The sequence below is a fragment of the Paenibacillus oceani genome, assembly GCF_014705615.1.
In the GTDB taxonomy this organism is placed as follows: Bacteria; Bacillota; Bacilli; order Paenibacillales; family NBRC-103111; genus Paenibacillus_AB; species Paenibacillus_AB oceani.
In genome coordinates, this window is record NZ_JACXJA010000024.1 from 105,529 (window position 1) to 122,286 (window position 16,758).

At 57.3% G+C, this 16,758-nt stretch carries 17 protein-coding genes; 11 read left to right on the forward strand and 6 right to left on the reverse strand.

The window, feature by feature from the left end:
* The first annotated feature begins 145 nt into the window (after positions 1-145).
* From IDH45_RS18365 to cls, 3 genes are all read left to right on the forward strand, one after another.
* Positions 146-853 carry a DNA alkylation repair protein gene (locus tag IDH45_RS18365; protein ID WP_190929586.1) on the forward strand — a complete coding sequence of 236 codons (708 nt, stop codon included), beginning with the start codon at positions 146-148 and terminating at the stop codon, positions 851-853.
* A 296-nt stretch (positions 854-1,149) separates the two neighbouring features.
* Entirely contained in the window at positions 1,150-2,535 is a 1,386-nt protein-coding gene (locus tag IDH45_RS18370; protein ID WP_190929587.1) for an MFS transporter, read from the forward strand.
* Positions 2,536-2,739: 204 nt separating this feature from the next.
* Complete coding sequence (gene cls, locus IDH45_RS18375) at positions 2,740-4,182, forward strand: cardiolipin synthase (RefSeq protein WP_190929588.1); 1,443 nt, start codon at positions 2,740-2,742, stop codon at positions 4,180-4,182.
* Between the two features lie 115 nt (positions 4,183-4,297).
* On the opposite strand, the gene IDH45_RS18380 is transcribed toward cls, so the two are convergent.
* From IDH45_RS18380 to IDH45_RS18395, 4 genes are all read right to left on the reverse strand, one after another.
* Positions 4,298-4,885: a guanylate kinase gene (locus IDH45_RS18380; RefSeq protein ID WP_190929589.1), complete on the reverse strand. Its 588-nt coding sequence runs from the start codon at positions 4,883-4,885 to the stop codon at positions 4,298-4,300.
* A 182-nt stretch (positions 4,886-5,067) separates the two neighbouring features.
* Positions 5,068-5,637 carry a GNAT family N-acetyltransferase gene (locus IDH45_RS18385; protein ID WP_190929590.1) on the reverse strand — a complete coding sequence of 190 codons (570 nt, stop codon included), beginning with the start codon at positions 5,635-5,637 and terminating at the stop codon, positions 5,068-5,070.
* A 31-nt stretch (positions 5,638-5,668) separates the two neighbouring features.
* Positions 5,669-6,190, reverse strand: a complete 522-nt coding sequence (locus tag IDH45_RS18390; RefSeq protein ID WP_190929591.1) for a hypothetical protein — start codon at positions 6,188-6,190, stop codon at positions 5,669-5,671.
* Positions 6,191-6,194: 4 nt separating this feature from the next.
* A complete protein-coding gene (locus IDH45_RS18395; RefSeq protein ID WP_190929592.1) occupies positions 6,195-6,419 on the reverse strand; it encodes a hypothetical protein in 225 nt (74 codons plus the stop codon).
* Positions 6,420-6,605: 186 nt separating this feature from the next.
* Between IDH45_RS18395 and prmA the strand changes: the two genes are divergently transcribed.
* From prmA to deoC, 6 genes are all read left to right on the forward strand, one after another.
* Positions 6,606-7,607, forward strand: coding sequence for a 50S ribosomal protein L11 methyltransferase (gene prmA / locus IDH45_RS18400; protein WP_190929593.1), 1,002 nt, complete (start codon positions 6,606-6,608; stop codon positions 7,605-7,607).
* Between the two features lie 13 nt (positions 7,608-7,620).
* Positions 7,621-8,295 carry a site-2 protease family protein gene (locus tag IDH45_RS18405; RefSeq protein WP_190929594.1) on the forward strand — a complete coding sequence of 225 codons (675 nt, stop codon included), beginning with the start codon at positions 7,621-7,623 and terminating at the stop codon, positions 8,293-8,295.
* 154 nt (positions 8,296-8,449) lie between these two features.
* Positions 8,450-9,211, forward strand: coding sequence for a 16S rRNA (uracil(1498)-N(3))-methyltransferase (locus IDH45_RS18410; protein ID WP_190929595.1), 762 nt, complete (start codon positions 8,450-8,452; stop codon positions 9,209-9,211).
* 5 nt (positions 9,212-9,216) lie between these two features.
* On the forward strand, positions 9,217-10,566 hold the full coding sequence (gene mtaB, locus IDH45_RS18415; protein ID WP_190929596.1) for a tRNA (N(6)-L-threonylcarbamoyladenosine(37)-C(2))-methylthiotransferase MtaB: 1,350 nt from the start codon (positions 9,217-9,219) through the stop codon (positions 10,564-10,566).
* 118 nt (positions 10,567-10,684) lie between these two features.
* Positions 10,685-11,116 (forward strand): NUDIX hydrolase, encoded by a 432-nt coding sequence (locus IDH45_RS18420; protein WP_190929597.1) that lies wholly within the window; start codon positions 10,685-10,687, stop codon positions 11,114-11,116.
* The gene (deoC, locus tag IDH45_RS18425) at positions 11,116-11,808 is read left to right on the forward strand and encodes a deoxyribose-phosphate aldolase (protein ID WP_397327088.1); all 693 of its coding nucleotides are present in this window, start codon (positions 11,116-11,118) and stop codon (positions 11,806-11,808) included. The genes IDH45_RS18420 and deoC overlap by 1 nt, the downstream gene beginning before the upstream one ends.
* A gap of 48 nt (positions 11,809-11,856) precedes the next feature.
* On the opposite strand, the gene IDH45_RS18430 is transcribed toward deoC, so the two are convergent.
* Entirely contained in the window at positions 11,857-12,825 is a 969-nt protein-coding gene (locus tag IDH45_RS18430) for a Na/Pi cotransporter family protein (protein WP_190929599.1), read from the reverse strand.
* A gap of 157 nt (positions 12,826-12,982) precedes the next feature.
* Here IDH45_RS18430 and IDH45_RS18435 point away from each other — a divergent pair, with 157 nt between their 5' ends.
* On the forward strand, positions 12,983-14,386 hold the full coding sequence (locus tag IDH45_RS18435) for a class I SAM-dependent rRNA methyltransferase (protein ID WP_190929600.1): 1,404 nt from the start codon (positions 12,983-12,985) through the stop codon (positions 14,384-14,386).
* Between the two features lie 100 nt (positions 14,387-14,486).
* Here IDH45_RS18435 and IDH45_RS18440 read toward each other — a convergent pair whose 3' ends face one another.
* Positions 14,487-14,876, reverse strand: a complete 390-nt coding sequence (locus IDH45_RS18440; RefSeq protein ID WP_190929601.1) for an HIT family protein — start codon at positions 14,874-14,876, stop codon at positions 14,487-14,489.
* 199 nt (positions 14,877-15,075) lie between these two features.
* On the opposite strand from IDH45_RS18440, the gene hisA reads away from it, so the two are divergent.
* Positions 15,076-15,837 (forward strand): phosphoribosylformimino-5-aminoimidazole carboxamide ribotide isomerase, encoded by a 762-nt coding sequence (hisA, locus tag IDH45_RS18445; RefSeq protein WP_190929602.1) that lies wholly within the window; start codon positions 15,076-15,078, stop codon positions 15,835-15,837.
* Positions 15,838-16,758 lie beyond the last annotated feature (921 nt).

The following is a 16,758-nucleotide window of genomic DNA, read 5'->3' on the forward strand; positions in this document are numbered from 1 at the left end:
GAGCCGGAGCCGTTCCCGCCTTGGGATGCGGCTCTTTTTTCGGTGCAGCGGCGTCCAGCAGGGGCGCGGGATTGCGGGGCTGCAGCCTTCCTTCTGCAAGCCTTCTATGCCATAATGTCAATAAAGCGCAGAAAGCGGTGAGCCTATGACATATGAAGAAGTAATGGACAACTTGAAGGAGCTCGGAACGGAGCAGACCAAGCGGACATTTCTCCGTCATGGAGCGCACGAGCCTTTATTCGGCGTTAAGGTCGGGGATCTGAAAAAGCTGGTGAAGCACGTGAAAAAAAACCGCGAGCTGGCGCTGGCGCTGTACGATTCCGGCAATTACGACGCGATGTACTTGGCCGGGCTGTCGATCAATCCGAAGTCGATGACCGCAGACGAGCTTCGGCGGTGGGCGGACCAAGCGAGCTGGCACGGTCCGGCCGAATATACGGTGGCCGGCGTAGCGGCCGAGAGTGCGCATGCGCTCGAGCTGGCGAAGGAATGGATCGCCTCCGAAGAGGAGCTGAAAGCGGTCTGCGGATGGAGCACGTATGCGAATTATATATCTATCACACCGGACGATCAGCTGGATATCGAACACATTCGCGGTCTGCTGCGCGTCGTTCGCGATACGATTCATCAGGAGCGCAACTGGGTGCGGTATACGATGAACGGGTTCGTTATTGCGGCAGGCTCCTATATCCCCGAGCTGCAGCAGGAAGCGCTGGACGCCGCCCGGGCGATCGGCAAAGTCCATGTGGATGTCGGCCAGACGGCTTGCAAAGTTCCGCTTGCGGAGGAATATATTCATAAAGTCGAATCGGCCGGCAAATTGGGCGTGAAACGGAAATCCTGCATCTGCTAGCGGGTATTGCTCAGGCCGGCAGGGTCAGCACAGCGGAAGTTTAAGCAACCAACTAAAGAGCTGTTCCTGGCGAGCGGGCTGGGGGCAGCTCTTTGCCGTGCCGACGTGTCCCGGTAGTTGTAACGGCGCCAGATGCAGCCGGGCTTACGCTCGCGGCCGGGGAAGTGAGTAGTGAAAAAAGGATTGACACCCGGCCGTTTGTTCCGCATAATACGAAACATAGTTATATAGAAAGTATGAAATGTAAAGAAATTATGAAGAGCGGCATTCGAGGAATGGGAAAGAAGGGAAGACGGATGGAAGAGATCTCACCCGCACGGCTGAAGCAAGCCGATAAGCTGCTTCGCGTGCTCGTATTTACTTTAATTATTTCCGTTATGAACGCTTCGATGTTTAACGTCGCGCTGCCGGTTATCGGCCGGGAATTCGACCTGACGCCGTCGCAGGCCAGCTGGATGCTGACCGGATATATGATCGTGTATGCGATCGGCTCCGTCACGTTCGGCAAGCTGGCCGACAAATATCGGCTTAAAGATTTGCTGACCTACGGGATTTGCGCGTTTGCTTTCGGCTCCGTGATCGGGCTGGCTGCGACGGATTACTGGATGGTCATCGCCGGAAGATTATTTCAGGCGGCGGGAGGTTCGGTCATTCCGGCGGCGGCGATGATCGTGCCGGTCCGGTATTTTCCGCAGGAGCGGAGAGGCCGCGCGCTCGGGATGACGGCGGTGGGGCTCGCTCTCGGCGCCGCGCTTGGTCCGATCGTATCCGGCATCGTGTCCGGATTGGTCAATTGGCGGTATTTGTTCGCCTTATCCGTACTGGCCATATTCGTGCTTCCTTATTATCGTAAATATTTGGACGACGAACGCGGGGCGGCGCGCAAGATCGATCTCATCGGAGGGGTAGCATTGGCCGCGACGGTTGCGACCCTATTGCTTGCGATCACAACGGGAAGCTTACTTCTGTGCGGTTTGGGGCTGGTGCTTTTCGTCCTGTTTATCATGCGCATCCGGTCCGCCGAGGAGCCGTTCGTTCAGCCGGCCATCTTCCGCAACCGCTCCTTTACGCTCGGGCTCGTCATCGCCTTTCTGATGACGGGACTTAACTTCGCCATCCCGTTCCTTGCTCCGCAATTGCTTGCGAACGTCAACCATCTGTCTCCGCTCGCCGTAGGATTCGTCATGTTTCCGGCGGCGATCTGCACCGCTTTGCTGGGCCGTCAAGGGGGCAAGCTGGCCGATCTGAAGGGCAACCGGTATCTGTATACGATCGCGGCATCGCTTATCTTATTCAGCTTCTTGACGTTATCGTCGGTCGTCGGCTATTCCCCGCTGATCGTTGCATTTTTCCTGATCTTCGGCAACGTCGGACAGTCGTTCATGCAGATTGCCATGTCCAATACGATATCGCGCACGCTTACGCCCGAGCAGACCGGAGTCGGGATGGGACTGTTCGCCATGCTGAACTTCATCGCGGCAGCTTCGGCGACGGCTCTGATCGGGAAAACGCTCGACTCGGGAACGTCGGCGCTGCGGCTGAACCCGCTCCCGCCTGTGGAAGCGGCGCTGTACAGCAACATTTTCGTCTTTCTCTCGGTTATGGTGATCGTCGTAACCGCAGTATATTTCGTGCAGTTCGGGCAAGCGGGCGCTGCGGCCGCTCTGCGGGCGAGACGCTGATAGCGTATGTCCGGCTTCAGATCGGTCCGGCGATGCGATACGGAGACGGGAACGCGTGTTCCCGTCTTTTTTGTGCATCTGTTACACGCCCGGCCTTCCTGCTATAATGATACATAGCTTGAAATTCCACATATTGTCGGACGATTGTCGCTTGACGGCCGGGATCGATTTATGCCAGCAACCTGCTTGAGGAGTTGGACAACTATGGAAATATCGATGCAAAACGTATATTCGCTGCTCTCCTTGCTCAACTTGCTGCTTGCCGCGACGGTCATCTTTCTGGAAAGACGGAACGTCGGCGTAACGTGGGCTTGGTTGATGGTTTTGTTTTTTTTGCCCGGTATCGGATTTTTGCTTTATTTGTTTCTCGGACAAAACTTAAGCCGCCGCAAAATTTACAAGATCAAAGCCGAGCAGCGCGAGTTCGTGAACGATCTGGTCGAGCGGCAGAAGCGGGACATCCGGCAAATCCGGTTTCACGACCCTGCGATGATCCATTTTCAGGATATGATCTACTTGAACTTGGCGAGCGGCCAGTCGATTTATACGCAGGATAACGATATTGAGATTTTTACCGAGGGCAGGAGCAAGTTCAATTCGCTGCTGGCCGATATATCGAAGGCGAAACATCACATTCATCTGATGTATTATATCGTCAAAAACGACAAGCTGGGCCGATCGCTTATCCAGGCGCTTGCGCGCAAGGCGAGGGAAGGGGTCGAGGTGCGGTTTCTGTACGATCATATCGGCAGCCCGGGGCTGTCCAAACGGTTTTTCCGGCCGCTTACCGAGGCGGGAGGCAGGACCGCGGCGTTTTTCCCTCCCAAAATCCCGTACTTGAACTTTCGGCTCAATTACCGCAACCACCGGAAGCTGGCGATTATCGACGGCTCGTGCGGGTATATCGGCGGATTAAACGTGGGAGACGAATATCTCGGGCTGGACAAACGGTTTGGCGACTGGCGGGATACGCACTTGAAAGTGCGCGGGGGAGGCTTGTTCCAGATGCAGATGCAGTTTCTGCTCGATTGGAACTTGTCGTCGGAAGCGAAGGTAGCTGAAGTGACTCCCTATTTCCCGTCGGCCCGGCATCCGGGCAAGGTCGGCATGCAGGTTGTCTCCAGCGGGCCGAACAACGATCTGGAGCAGATCAAGAAAGCGTATATCAAGATGATTCATGCCGCCAAGCAAAGCGTATGGATTCAGACGCCCTACTTCGTTCCCGACGAGAGCCTGATGACGTCGCTGAAGATGGCCGCCTTGTCCGGCGTGGACGTCCGGCTCATGCTTCCCGGCAAACCGGATCACAAGCTGGTATACTGGGCGTCCACCTCGTATTTGGGGGAGCTGCTGTCGGTCGGAGTCAAATGTTATTTGTACGACAAAGGGTTTCTGCACGCGAAAACCATCGTTGTCGACGGAAGGGTCGCCTCGGTCGGAACGGCCAATATCGATCTGCGCAGCTTCAAGCTGAACTTCGAGGTCAACGCCTTTTTGTACGACACCGCGACCGCTACGGCGCTGCAGGATATTTTCCTGGAGGATCAGCGCAACAGCACGGAGCTGACCGAGAAGAAGTATCTGGAACGCCCGCTGTTCAAACGTTTTCTCGAATCGTGCGCCAGGCTGCTTTCCCCGCTTCTGTAACAACAGCAAACAAACAAGAGACTGCCGCCGGCGCGTGTCCGGACTGCGGTCTCTTGTTCGTAGTGCGCCGTATCGCGTCTCGCCGCTATTCATACGGGCAGCGCACGGGCGGTTATTAATCGAGGTCGACAAGACCCCGCTGCAAATAGTGTTCCATCGCTTTCGCGAGATCGTAGATCGTATGCGACGAGTCGATATTTTCGTAAGCGTGCTCGCATTCGTTCCGGTACGCCATCTCTTCTTCGTAATGGGACAAGTATCCATCGATCCGCTCCTGCGAATCTCCGCGATCCTTCAGGCGGTTTAAGATCGTCTCGCGGCTTGCGTAGATGAAAAACCGCTTCACTTTATCCCCGTACACTTCTTTCAGGATTTCCGCTCCGTACCGGTTCAGCACGAGATAGATGCATCCGAACTGCTGCAGGCCGGCTTCTACATCGGCGCTTCTCAGGCCGTAATGGACGCCGTCGATTTCGACCGTTTCGATGAATTCGTCGTTGCGCCGGGAGGCTTCGAACTGTTCTTTGGTAATGAAGTGGTAGTCGCGGCCGTCCGCCTCGTTCGCTCTGGGCTGACGGGTCGTGCAGGAGATGACTTGCTTCATCTGGATTGTCGTCCCGGCCATCTCGGCGATCGTTTTGCGCCCTGCTCCGGTCGGACCCGTAAAGACGAAGATGATTTCTTTGTCCTTCAGTTTGTACATGCGCTACCTCCTCGAGAATTAATATAACGGTGCTATATACATTATTCGCCATTTGCACCGAAAATCCTGTGTTTGTTCCGAAAAAACGCGAATTCCAGGCAGAACGGGCCGTTTCTAACGGTAAGGGGGTGATGCAGGGAAGCCGGGAGGCAAGGGAGCGGACGCGGTTTCGTCGCCGACATTTAAAGCAAATGTCCGATCAAAGTCAGCGCCCTCGCCGTCTGGTTCTCGAAGCCGCCCGGCGCCGCTTCATCGAGCACCGGCTCGAAGCCGGCCCACCGGTACAGCCGGATCGCCTTATGGCTCCATGTCTGGGTCGGTATATACATCGTACAATCGCCCTCCAGCTCGATCATCCGATGGACGCCTTGCGCGACGATCGCTCGGCCGAGGCCGAGCCCCTGGTAGCGCGGCATGACCGCAACCCAATGCATAAACGGATAGCGGCGGTTCCCCGTATAGTTCCGCCAGGCGGTAAACGTAGCGACCTTGTTGCCCGCTTCATTCCGGATGAACAACGTCCGCCGGCTTACTTCGGTCGCGTAGGGGACATAGTTTTCGCGAAAATATAACGTCGCTTCCTCCGCGTGTTCGAACTCAGCTACGGACGCCTCGATGATGCCCCACGCGAGCTCATCCCCGTCCCGGTAATACTCGAAGGAATATCCTGCCGGCAATCCGGCTGCCGGAACGGGCGTGCCCGGCTGCCGTTTCATAATGACGCGCGCATAAGGCATGCTTTTGTCCAGCATAGCGATCCCCCTCTTTTACCGAGAACTGTTACTACCGGTCTCTCCACTTATTGAGGCGGGCGACAATCGCTTTGGAGCGGAATACCAGCAGCATGCCCAGAAGCAGCTTCGTAACCAGCTTCGCTGCTGCGAATCCGATCTCGTACCGGACCTTCGGATTGTCCATAACCGGGTCGATCCCGATCAGGGCCGTATTATGCAGAATGGCGAACAGCTCCGGTATGGAGACGGCGACGAGAATCGTACCGGCCACCATCAGGGCGAGCTCGAAAAAGCGCGAATGCCGGTTGTCGTCAGGCTCGGCCGCGTCCCGAAGAGTAAAGTGCCCTACAAGCTTCTCTGTGCGGAACCAGAAAAAAAGGCTGGCGAGCAAAAACAGGACGGACGGTCCGACAGAGAGCAGCAGCAGCCCGCTCGTCCCCGGTCCGCCCGCGATGGCGGGGCTGGAAACGTACACAAAGCCCAGCAGGTTCGACGCCCACGATATAGCCTGAATGAACAAATATACGGACAACAGTCTTAGCGCCAGAAATCCGATAGTTCTGCCGGTCATTCAGTCAGCCTCCTTTTCGTTCCTTCATCTCGAAAAATTCGCATAGCGCCCTGGGATGATAAGCCAGCTCGCTTACACCGGCCTGAGTGACGACGATATCGTCGTCGAACCGGATCACGATGCCGCCGGAGTCGATCATATGATCGTCCTGAAAGACGCGGATGGCGACCTCGCCCTCCATCGCTTCCTGGAAGTCCCGGTCGGTCGTTAATCGGCGGTTGCGGGCCATTTTGTCAGCTCCTTTCCAAGCAAATTGCACGTATCCATATTGTACCAGATGCGGCCGCCGGGGCAAACCGCTGACCGGATGCGCCGCTGCCTTAAGGCCGGGGCGGTTCAGGCGGATTTTACTCGCTCTGCCGGAATGGTGTACAATGGATGGAATGGAAGGGCACGACCCTATAGGAGGAATACGATGCGCTGGCAGGAAATATCGATACATACGCGCGAGGAAGTCGGAGAACTGATTGCAAGCGGATTTCACGAATTGGGGGCCGGAGGAGTCACGATCGAGGAATCCGGTACGCTGAACAAGGAGCGGGATACGTCGTACGGCCAATTGTACGATACGCCGCTTAACGATATTCCCGAAGGAGAAGCGGTTATCCAGGCGTATTTCGCCGAGCCGGAAAATATCGATGAGCTGATCGCGCAAATCAGTGAGCATGTCCGGTTCGTGCGGGACGAACTCGGATATGACGTAGGCAAGGCGGAGATTACGACCCGGGAGGTCGACGAGGAAGACTGGGCGCACGGCTGGAAGCAGTATTACAAGCCTATGCGCATTTCGAACCGGTTGACGATCAAGCCGACCTGGGAAACGTATGAGAAAGAAAGCGATGACGAGATTATTTTGGAGCTCGATCCGGGTATGGCCTTCGGTACCGGAACACATCCGACCACCTCGCTGTGCCTGCGGCTGCTGGAAGAGTACGTAATGCCGGATGCCGAGCTGATCGACGTAGGGACGGGCTCCGGCGTGCTGGCGATCGCGGCGGCGAAGCTGGGGGCACGGCGGGTGCTGGCGCTCGATCTCGATCCGGTCGCGGTGAAGAACGCTTCGGAGAATGTGGAGCTGAACGGGCTATCCGGACAGATCGACGTGATGGAAAGCGATCTGCTCGGCATTCTCCGCAGCGCTGAGGCGGCTTCGAGCGGGGGCGAAGGAGCGGCGGCTCCGGCGTTCGGCGTCCGGCTTCCGGTTCAGCTCGTCGTAGCGAATATATTGGCCGAAATCATCTTGCTGTTCACCAAAGACGTATACGACGTAATGGGCAGCGGCGGAACCTACCTGACATCGGGGATCTACAAAGATAAGGAACAAGCCGTCTCCGCAGGGCTGACCGAAGCCGGATTCGAGATCGAACGAGTCGAGCGCGACCAGGACTGGGTAGCGATCGTAGCGAAGAAACGGTAGGTGACGGACGACGATGGAAGGGTTGAACAGTTTTTTACGGTATCCGCTCGAAGAGCTGCCGTTCGTTTTTTTGGTCCTTGTGATTGCTTTTACATTCCATGAATTTGCCCACGCGTACTCGGCTTACAAATTCGGCGATCCAACGGCGAAGCAACTCGGCCGGGTTACGCTGAATCCCCGCGTCCATCTGGACGTGATCGGTACGATCCTGATCTTCATCGCCGGCTTCGGATGGGCCAAGCCCGTTCCGGTCAACCGGGCGAACTTCAAAAATCCGCGGCTGATGGGGATCATCGTCTCGGCTGTCGGACCTTTGAGCAACCTGATTCTGGCCTTCGTCGGCCTGCTGCTCTATCATATTCTGGCCGGAACGGGCGTGCTCAACAGTGCCTCGGTCGGAGTGATCCGGGCGATCGATCTGTTCCTCAGGCTGCTGATCGAGCTGAATATCGTGCTGTTCATCTTTAACCTGATTCCGCTGCCGCCGCTGGACGGCTACCGGATCGTCGAGGATTTGGCGCCGACGCATATCCGGGTCAAAATGGCGCAAAATGAACAATGGGGCATTTTCGTATTTTTGCTGCTTATTTTCATTACGCCGCTGAGAAGGGTGACGATCGATCCGTTGTTTGCCTTGGGCGGGGATCTGATCTACTCGATGAGCAAATTTATCGCGATCTTCATCTAACCTCGGACGGCGCAGACCCATCGGCTGCGCCGTCTCTTTGAATCGTCCGTAGTAGAAATTCGACAAAAAACGTTGTATGATGGAAGATGGTTTCATCCTGCGATCCGATTCACAGGACGCGAGGCAACTACAGCGTAAAGAATGGTTGGGTGTTATGCAGCGTTATTTCATTCCGCCGGAGCAGTTGACGGAATCCGAAGCGGTCGTGACCGGTGACGACGCTCATCATATCGCGAACGTAATGCGCGCCCGCACGGGCGACACGATTATTATCAGTAACGGCGATAACCGCGAAGTGCTGGCGAAGCTCGGGCACATCTCGAAGGACCGCGTCGTGGCGGCCGTAGTCGAGCCGCTGCCGATGCTGGCCGAGCCGGCGATCCGCGTGACGATCGCCCAGAGCCTGCCGAAAGGCGACAAGCTGGAAACTGTCATTCAAAAAGGAACGGAGATCGGCGCGGTCCGGTTCCTCCCCTTCGTATCGGAGCGGACGGTCGTCCAGTACGATGCGAAGAAGGAGTCGAAGCGGCTGGAGCGCTGGCACAAAATCGCCAAGGAAGCAGCCGAGCAGGCGCACCGCAACCGGATTCCCGCGGTCGAGCCGCCCTGCTCCTGGAAGCAGCTGCTGCAGTCGGCCCGTGAGGCGGACAAGGCGTTTTTTTGCTACGAGAAGGAAGAAGGCACGATGCTGAAGCAGGCGGCTTTGCAGGCGATTGCCGAGCGGGGCGGAACGGCCGGCATGAACGTGATGCTGATCGTCGGTCCCGAAGGCGGCTTCACCGAACGCGAGGCGGCGGAGGCCGAAGCGGCGGGCTGTGTCTGCGTTAAGCTCGGCAGACGGATTTTAAGAACGGAAACGGCCGGCATGGTAGGACTGACTTGTTTGTTATACGAAGCCGGAGAGATGGGAGGCTGACGAAAATGTCGACAGTCGCGTTTTATACGCTTGGCTGCAAAGTTAATTTTTACGATACCGAAGCGATCTGGCAGCTGTTCAAAAACGAAGGCTACGAGCAGGTCGATTTCGAACAAACCGCAGACGTTTATGTCATCAATACGTGTACGGTGACGAATACGGGGGACAAGAAAAGCAGGCAGATTATCCGCCGCGCCGTCCGCCGCAACCCGGACGCGATCGTGGCCGTTACGGGCTGTTATGCCCAGACGTCTCCAGCGGAAATCTTGGCGATTCCCGGTGTCGACCTCGTCATCGGCACACAGAGCAGGGATCAGATTCTTCCGCTGGTGAAGCAGTACCGGGAGGAGCGCCAGCCGATCAATGCGGTCCGCAACATTATGAAAACCCGCGAATTCGAGGAACTGGACGTTCCGGATTTTGCCGACCGGACACGCGCTTTCTTGAAAATTCAGGAAGGCTGCAACAATTTCTGCACGTTCTGCATCATTCCGTGGTCGCGCGGCCTGATGCGCAGCCGGAAGCCCGACAGCGTCATCAAGCAGGCGCATATGCTCGTAGAAGCCGGATACAAGGAAATTGTGCTGACCGGTATTCATACCGGGGGCTACGGCGAAGATATTCAAGATTATGATTTGGCCGACCTGCTTCGCGACCTGGATCGGGTCGAAGGGTTGAAGCGGATTCGTATCAGCTCGATCGAGGCGAGCCAAATTACCGATAAAGTCATCGAAGTGCTGAAGTCTTCCGATAAAATGTGCCGCCATCTGCACGTGCCGCTTCAAGCCGGCGATGACGCCGTACTTGCGCGGATGCGCCGGAAGTATACGACGGCGGAGTTCGGAGAGAAGATTGAGAAGCTGCACCGGGCGCTGCCGGGCGTCGCCATCACCACCGATATCATCGTCGGCTTCCCGGGCGAGACGGAGGAGATGTTCCGCCGCGGCTACGAATTTATGGAGCGGATGCAATTCGCCGAAATGCACGTGTTCCCTTATTCGAAACGGACCGGGACGCCTGCGGCCCGGATGGAGGATCAGATCGACGAGGAAGTGAAAAACGAGCGCGTGCACGAGCTGATTGATCTGTCGGAGAGGATGCAGCTCGCTTACGCGGAGAAGTTCGTCGGACACACGCTCGAGGTCATACCGGAGAGAACCTACAAAGGGGCGCCGGACAGCGGGCTCATGATGGGGTATTCCGATAATTACATCAATCTGGTGTTCCCGGGTACGGAAGCGATGATCGGTCAAGTGTGCACGGTGAAGCTGACCGAAGCGGGAGTTAACGAGAGCAAGGGCGAGCTGGTCAGCGTCGCGGCTCCGGAGATCAGGAAGGCGGCCGTTAACGGCTGATTGCCAGGAAGATGGGAATGTCCAAGGATTTCGTGATCCGGTTGTATGTCGGAAAACGGAATCCTTCTTGTTATCGTGCAACGATTGTGACCATAATCCGAAAGGTGAGGTGATCCGGATGAAGGAAATATCGGCTGGCGGAGTCGTATACCGCTTACTGCCGGACGGCAGGACGGAAGTGCAGATGATTCAGGACCGGTACGGGAAAAAAACGCTGCCCAAGGGCAAAATGGAGCCGGGAGAGACGATCGAACAGACCGCGCTCCGGGAGATTCTGGAGGAAACGGGTATCGAAGGGAAGATCGTCGCAAGCTTGGAACAGGTCAAGTATCAGTATAACCACGCCGTGCACGGGACGATTGACAAAGAGGTTCACTATTATCTGGTCGAGGCGACCGGCGGCGATTTGCAAGCCCAGATCGAGGAAATCCGCGGCGTGGAATGGCTGGACCCTCTTGAAGCGTGGTCGCGACAGCGGGAGCAAGGTTACGCCAACAACGACTCGGTACTGAAAAAGGCGCTCGACGCCCTGCGAATCGAGGTGGAATGATGAGCGGAACCGGCACTTTCGATATAACGAAGCTGCCAGCGTACATCGACCATACGCTGCTGAAAGCGGATGCGACGGCCGAGGCGATCGGCAAGCTGTGCGACGAGGCGAAGCAGTACGGGTTTTACAGCGTGTGCGTGAACGGCATGTGGGTTCCGGCCGCGAGCAAGGCGCTGGCAGGAAGCGGCGTCCGCGTAAGCGCGGTGGTCGGATTTCCGCTTGGAGCGGGCTTAACCGGCGTGAAAGCATACGAGGCGGCGAGGGCGGCGGAGCACGGGGCGGCCGACATCGATATGGTTATGGCCGTAGGAGCGCTGCTTGCGGGTGACGAAGATTACGTCAGGGAGGACATCCGGGCGGTAGTGGAGGCGGTGCGCGGCCAAGCGATCGTGAAGGTCATACTCGAAACCGGCTATTTAAACGAAGATCAGAAACGTACCGCCTGCCGGCTGGCGGAAGAGGCGGGCGCCCATTTCGTGAAGACGTCGACCGGCTTCGGTCCGGGCGGGGCTACGGTCGAAGACGTGGCGCTGATGAGGGCCGCGGTCTCGCCGAACGTTCAGGTGAAGGCGTCCGGCGGAGTGCGGGATTTGGCGGCGGCGCTCTCCATGATCCGGGCGGGTGCGACCCGGCTTGGCACAAGCTCCGGCGTAGTGATTATGAACGGAGCGGCGGGGTCTTCCGGTTATTGAGACAGGACCTGGGAATGCGGCTTGTCGGCTGGCTGGCGGCGTTTCCGGTTACTGCTTCGGACCGGCGGCGCGCAGGACAGGCAAATAACATAACGGCAGCGCTACAATCGAGCATACGATATTAAAAATCGTCTGGGCGTGCGCAATCTGGCTGGACGGATTGGCGCCGAGCAGCACGGACGCGTAATGGAGCAGCGGGAGCAGGGGCAGGAACAGCAGCGCTCCTCCCGCATTAAGCGCAATATGCGACCAGGCGACGAATTGGCCGTTCCGGCTGCCTCCGATCGCGGCTAGCAGAGCGGTGGCGCACGTGCCGACGTTCGCTCCCAGCACGATGGCGATGCCCAGCTCGACCGGGATGGCGTCGACGGCGGCCAATCCCATCGTCATGGCGATCGTGGCCGCGCTGCTGTGGATAATGGCGGTCAGGACGGCTCCCGCCGCGACTCCCCACAGGATGCTGCGCTGCGCATGCTCTACGAACCAGCCGAACAGTCCCCGGGACTGAAGCGCCGGAACGATCGACTGCATCACTTCGACTCCGAGCATGACCGAGGCGAAGCCGCTGACGGCCAGCGACAAGGAGCGGATATGGTGCAGTGTCCGCTGAAGCCGGTACGACCGGGCGTAAAACGTAGAGGGCAGCGTTCCGAACCAGACCGAGCCGGAGACGAGCAGCAGCGGGAACGCGAGCTTGGTCAGATTTAAACCGATCAGTTCGGTGGTGATGCAAGTGCCGATATTCGTGCCGAGGATGATCCCGAGCGTTTTCGGAAACGTCATAATGCCGGCGTTGACCAGACCGATCGTAATGACCGTAATCGCGCTGCTGCTTTGCAGAATGGCGGTCACACCGGTACCGATCAGCATCCCGCGAAGCGGCGTGCGAGTAAACCGTTCGATCAGACCGGTCAAGTACGAGCCGGCCCATTGATGAAGCGCGAGCTCCATCACCTTCATCCCGGTCAGAAAGATGCCCAGCCCGACCAATAAGGGGAGTACGATTTGCGCAGTCATGGGATCTCCTTTGCTTGCAAAACTATGAAATGGACCTTATCGTTACTTCATCTATATGCCGGCGGCCGGACGGGCATGACAAGCTGTATGCGTGCAAGCAGAAAGTCCGGGACTATCCCGGCGCAACCCCAAATCGATAGCTGGCTGGAGGAGTATTATGGCAACGGTCATACTGGACCGCAAGAGGAAAAAAAGACTGGAGCAAGGCCATCCGTGGATTTACGCCAACGAGATCGAAAGCATTCAAGGCGAATACGAGCCGGGCGATCTGGTCTCGGTTACGAATCATACGGGCCAATATTTGGGCTGCGGGTACATCAACCCCAAATCGCAGATCGCGGTTCGGATCGTCTCGTACACGCCCCTGGAAGAGATGGACCGGACCTTTTTCGCGCAAAGATTCGCACAGTGTCTGGAGCATCGCCGCAGGTTCGTTGCAGGGGCGGACTCGTACCGGCTCGTCTACGGCGAAGCCGACTTTTTGCCCGGACTGGTCGTGGACCGGTTTGAAGACGTGCTCGTCGTTCAAGTTTTGTCGCTCGGGATGGAGCGGCGCAAAAGCGTCATCGTGGAGACGCTCGCCGAGCTGCTGAAGCCGCGCGGGATCTATGAGCGCAGCGATGTGCCGGTACGGGAGCTGGAAGGACTGGAGCAGACGAAGGGGCCGCTCTACGGCGATTGTCCCCGTTATGTGGAGATCGTCGAGAACGGACTGCGCATGGAGGTCGACATCGAGCAGGGGCAGAAAACCGGCTACTTTTTCGATCAGCGGGAAAACCGCGCAGCGATCGGCAAGCTGATGACCGGCTGGGGAACCCGAAGCGGAATCCGGCTTGTAGAGTCGGGCGCCCTGGAAGAGGGAGTATCCGCAGACTCAAGCGGCACCGGGGACGGGGGGAGTAAGCTCGTTCCTGTCAATGCGAACGGCAAGCGGGTGACGTTTCCGTACTGGGACGGGGCGACTGTGCTGGAATGTTTCTCCCACACCGGCAGCTTTACGCTGAACGCCTGCCGATTCGGGGCCAAGAAGGTGACGTGCCTCGATATATCCGAGCATGCGATCGACACGGCCAAGCGCAACGTGGAGCTGAACGGCTTCGGCGAACGGGTCGAGTTCGTCGTTGCGGACGCCTTCGATTATTTGCGCTCCCAGGTAAAAGGGCTTGATGAGCGGAAAACGCGTGCAGCGGCCGGACAAGCGAAGGTGGATACGTCGAAGCCGGTCGGCGCGGAAGGGCGGACGTGGGACGTCGTCATTCTCGATCCCCCGGCTTTCGCCAAGACGAAAGGCGCCGTAGAGGGCGCCTGCCGGGGTTACAAAGATATTAATCTGCATGCGATGAAACTCGTCAACGAAGGCGGATACCTCGTCACCGCCAGCTGCTCGTACCACGTTCGTCCGGATCTGTTCCTGGAGACGATATTGGCTGCTGCTGCCGATGCCCGCAAAGTGCTCCGGCTGGTTGAGTACCGCGGCGCAGGCAACGATCATCCGCGCATTCTCGGCGTCGACGAAGGCGATTACTTGAAATTTGCGATCTTTGAGGTTCATTCGCGGTAAAGCGGAAGTAAGACGGCAGGATTGTGCAGGAGCTGCCGATTGGAGCGGACTGGCGGTTGTTCTTGGAGTGAGGCGTGACTCACTCCGGGGCAGCCGCATTTTAGTTGCTCCCGCGTTGTCTCCGGTTCGACTCCTGCTTAAGATGATGACGGATTCCTTTGCCCGCCAGCGGTTCGTCTGCGAATCTGGGGATGATGTGCAGGTGGGCGTGCGGCACCGTCTGTCCGCCTGCGGCGCAGCAGTTCCAGCCGACGTTGTATCCGTCCGGGCCGCTCTCCGCGCCGATCCGCTCTTTCGTCTGCTGGAGCAGATCGCGCATATCTTCCCATTCCTCGGCGGTCAAATCGAACACCGTCTCACGATGGGTTTTCGGCACGATCATATAAGATCCTTCGAGCACCGGATCGAAGCTGCGGATTAACACGTTAAACGCGGTAACGGTTACCGCTTCTTTCTGGACGGCCGGCCAGCAGAAAGGGCAATCTCCCATTGTGCGGTTCCTCCTCTTCGCCCGCTGTTTACGGGGAGCATCCATATAACAGCCATTGTAGCAAGCCGGAGCCGGCCGTGACAACGGATAAATCGGTTTTAGCCAATAGGAGGCTCTCGCGCCGGAGGTGATGGACATCCCCGCACCTATGCAGTAATGTAATAGGGACAGCATTTTACGGCAGAGGAGTCCGATTCGTTTGAAATTCAGACCATGTATCGATATTCATCAAGGCAAGGTGAAGCAAATCGTCGGCGAGACGCTTTGTGCGAACAACGAGGGCGTCGTAGAAAACTTCGTATCCGACCGGGAGCCGGGCTACTATGCGGAGCTGTTCCAGAATGACGGATTGACCGGAGGACACGTCATTATGCTGGGCGGTGGCAACGCTGCCGCCGCCGAGCAGGCGCTCGCGGGTTACCCCGGCGGCTTGCAGATCGGCGGAGGCATTACGGCGGATAGCGCTCCCGGCTGGCTGGAGAAGGGGGCGTCGCATGTGATTGTCACGTCTTACGTGTTCCAGGACGGCCGGCTGCAGCAGGACAATCTGGACCGGATCGTGTCCGCCGTGAGCAAGGAGAAGCTCGTGATCGATCTGAGCTGCAAGGAGCGGGACGGCAAATGGTTCGTCGTGACGAACGGCTGGACGACGTTCAGCGACTTCGAGCTGAATGAAGCGAATATCCGCAGCCTCGAAGCGTACTGCGATGAATTTCTGGTTCATGCCGTCGATGTCGAAGGCAAACGCGGCGGCGTGCTGACGCAACTGGTCGAGAAGCTGGCCGGCTGGGTGACCATCCCGACCACGTACGCGGGTGGCGCCCGTTCGCTGGACGATCTGGAGCTGTTTCACCGGCTGACGGAAGGCAAGCTCGATATTACGGTAGGCAGCGCGCTTGATATTTTCGGGGGACAGCTGCCGTATCGCGATGTGGTCGCTTATTTTGAGTCGCTCCGGTAACGGCGGGCAACCGAATACGGGGCGAACCTGGAGGTAGCGGCGGATTAAGGGTCACTCTTATGAAGAGTTCACGCCAGAAAATATAAGTTTGCAGCGAAGAATCGATTAAGAGTGGTTTGTACCCTCTATATTGTCCGAAAGCCCGACTGTGCACGAAATAAGAGCGGTTTGGATCTGCTAAAATCGGCGAAAAGGGTGTTTACCTCATTAGATGGCTGAAATAAGGGGGGCAAACCGCTTCTATTTGTCTCTGACGTCCCCATATACTGAAAATAAAGGGTGCCAGAGACTCTTATTATGTTAGTTGGAGTTAGTGAGGCTGTCGATTCATTGTGGGCGACCGAGTGGACAGGGAAAAGGTTACCTTCTGGAAAGTTTTGTATGGAATCCCCTACCCTACCTTACCATCCTTATTCAATCAAGGGGTTCCGGACAACCTGTTTGAGCAGAAGAAGGGAATTTTTCACTTGGAGCGGCCTGCTAACACATCTACACAATGAATCGACAGCCTCGTTAGTTACCACTAGTTTCCGTTATCTGCCCCTAGTTAGCGTTAATTAGCTTAGCCCGTACGTATTACGCAGTTCGAATCCGCGGCGCTGGATGCGATCGGCTGGCGGGACGCCGGTTTACGGTTTGCGCTTTACGCTTTTACGCTTTACGGTTTACGCTTTACGCTTTGCGTTTTGCGCTTTACGCTTTGCGCTTTGCGCTTTGCGCTTTAAGTTTTACGCTTTACGGGCGTCCGTGCATCTGAAGCTGCGCCGTTACTCTAAATCGCATCGACGAGCGGCTGGAGTGAAAGGATCCGTTTCCTCCTACGCACAAATAGTAGCCTCTCGGCATTCGCCGAGGCAGATGGGGCAAGGGATTCCCTATACCCTCCGGCGTATCCATCCTCCTACTTGCGTAGGGGGATTT

Excerpts from the sequence above, each read along its gene's own strand:
- IDH45_RS18420 (WP_190929597.1), top strand. The coding sequence starts at position 10,685 with ATGAAGGAAATATCGGCTGGCGGAGTCGTATACCGCTTACTGCCGGAC.
- IDH45_RS18410 (WP_190929595.1), top strand. The coding sequence starts at position 8,450 with ATGCAGCGTTATTTCATTCCGCCGGAGCAGTTGACGGAATCCGAAGCG.
- mtaB (WP_190929596.1), top strand. The coding sequence starts at position 9,217 with ATGTCGACAGTCGCGTTTTATACGCTTGGCTGCAAAGTTAATTTTTAC.
- IDH45_RS18440 (WP_190929601.1), bottom strand. The coding sequence starts at position 14,876 with ATGGGAGATTGCCCTTTCTGCTGGCCGGCCGTCCAGAAAGAAGCGGTA.
- IDH45_RS18385 (WP_190929590.1), bottom strand. The coding sequence starts at position 5,637 with ATGCTGGACAAAAGCATGCCTTATGCGCGCGTCATTATGAAACGGCAG.
- IDH45_RS18405 (WP_190929594.1), top strand. The coding sequence starts at position 7,621 with ATGGAAGGGTTGAACAGTTTTTTACGGTATCCGCTCGAAGAGCTGCCG.
- IDH45_RS18435 (WP_190929600.1), top strand. The coding sequence starts at position 12,983 with ATGGCAACGGTCATACTGGACCGCAAGAGGAAAAAAAGACTGGAGCAA.
- cls (WP_190929588.1), top strand. The coding sequence starts at position 2,740 with ATGGAAATATCGATGCAAAACGTATATTCGCTGCTCTCCTTGCTCAAC.
- IDH45_RS18370 (WP_190929587.1), top strand. The coding sequence starts at position 1,150 with ATGGAAGAGATCTCACCCGCACGGCTGAAGCAAGCCGATAAGCTGCTT.
- prmA (WP_190929593.1), top strand. The coding sequence starts at position 6,606 with ATGCGCTGGCAGGAAATATCGATACATACGCGCGAGGAAGTCGGAGAA.
- IDH45_RS18365 (WP_190929586.1), top strand. The coding sequence starts at position 146 with ATGACATATGAAGAAGTAATGGACAACTTGAAGGAGCTCGGAACGGAG.
- IDH45_RS18380 (WP_190929589.1), bottom strand. The coding sequence starts at position 4,885 with ATGTACAAACTGAAGGACAAAGAAATCATCTTCGTCTTTACGGGTCCG.
- IDH45_RS18430 (WP_190929599.1), bottom strand. The coding sequence starts at position 12,825 with ATGACTGCGCAAATCGTACTCCCCTTATTGGTCGGGCTGGGCATCTTT.
- IDH45_RS18395 (WP_190929592.1), bottom strand. The coding sequence starts at position 6,419 with ATGGCCCGCAACCGCCGATTAACGACCGACCGGGACTTCCAGGAAGCG.
- deoC (WP_397327088.1), top strand. The coding sequence starts at position 11,116 with ATGAGCGGAACCGGCACTTTCGATATAACGAAGCTGCCAGCGTACATC.
- IDH45_RS18390 (WP_190929591.1), bottom strand. The coding sequence starts at position 6,190 with ATGACCGGCAGAACTATCGGATTTCTGGCGCTAAGACTGTTGTCCGTA.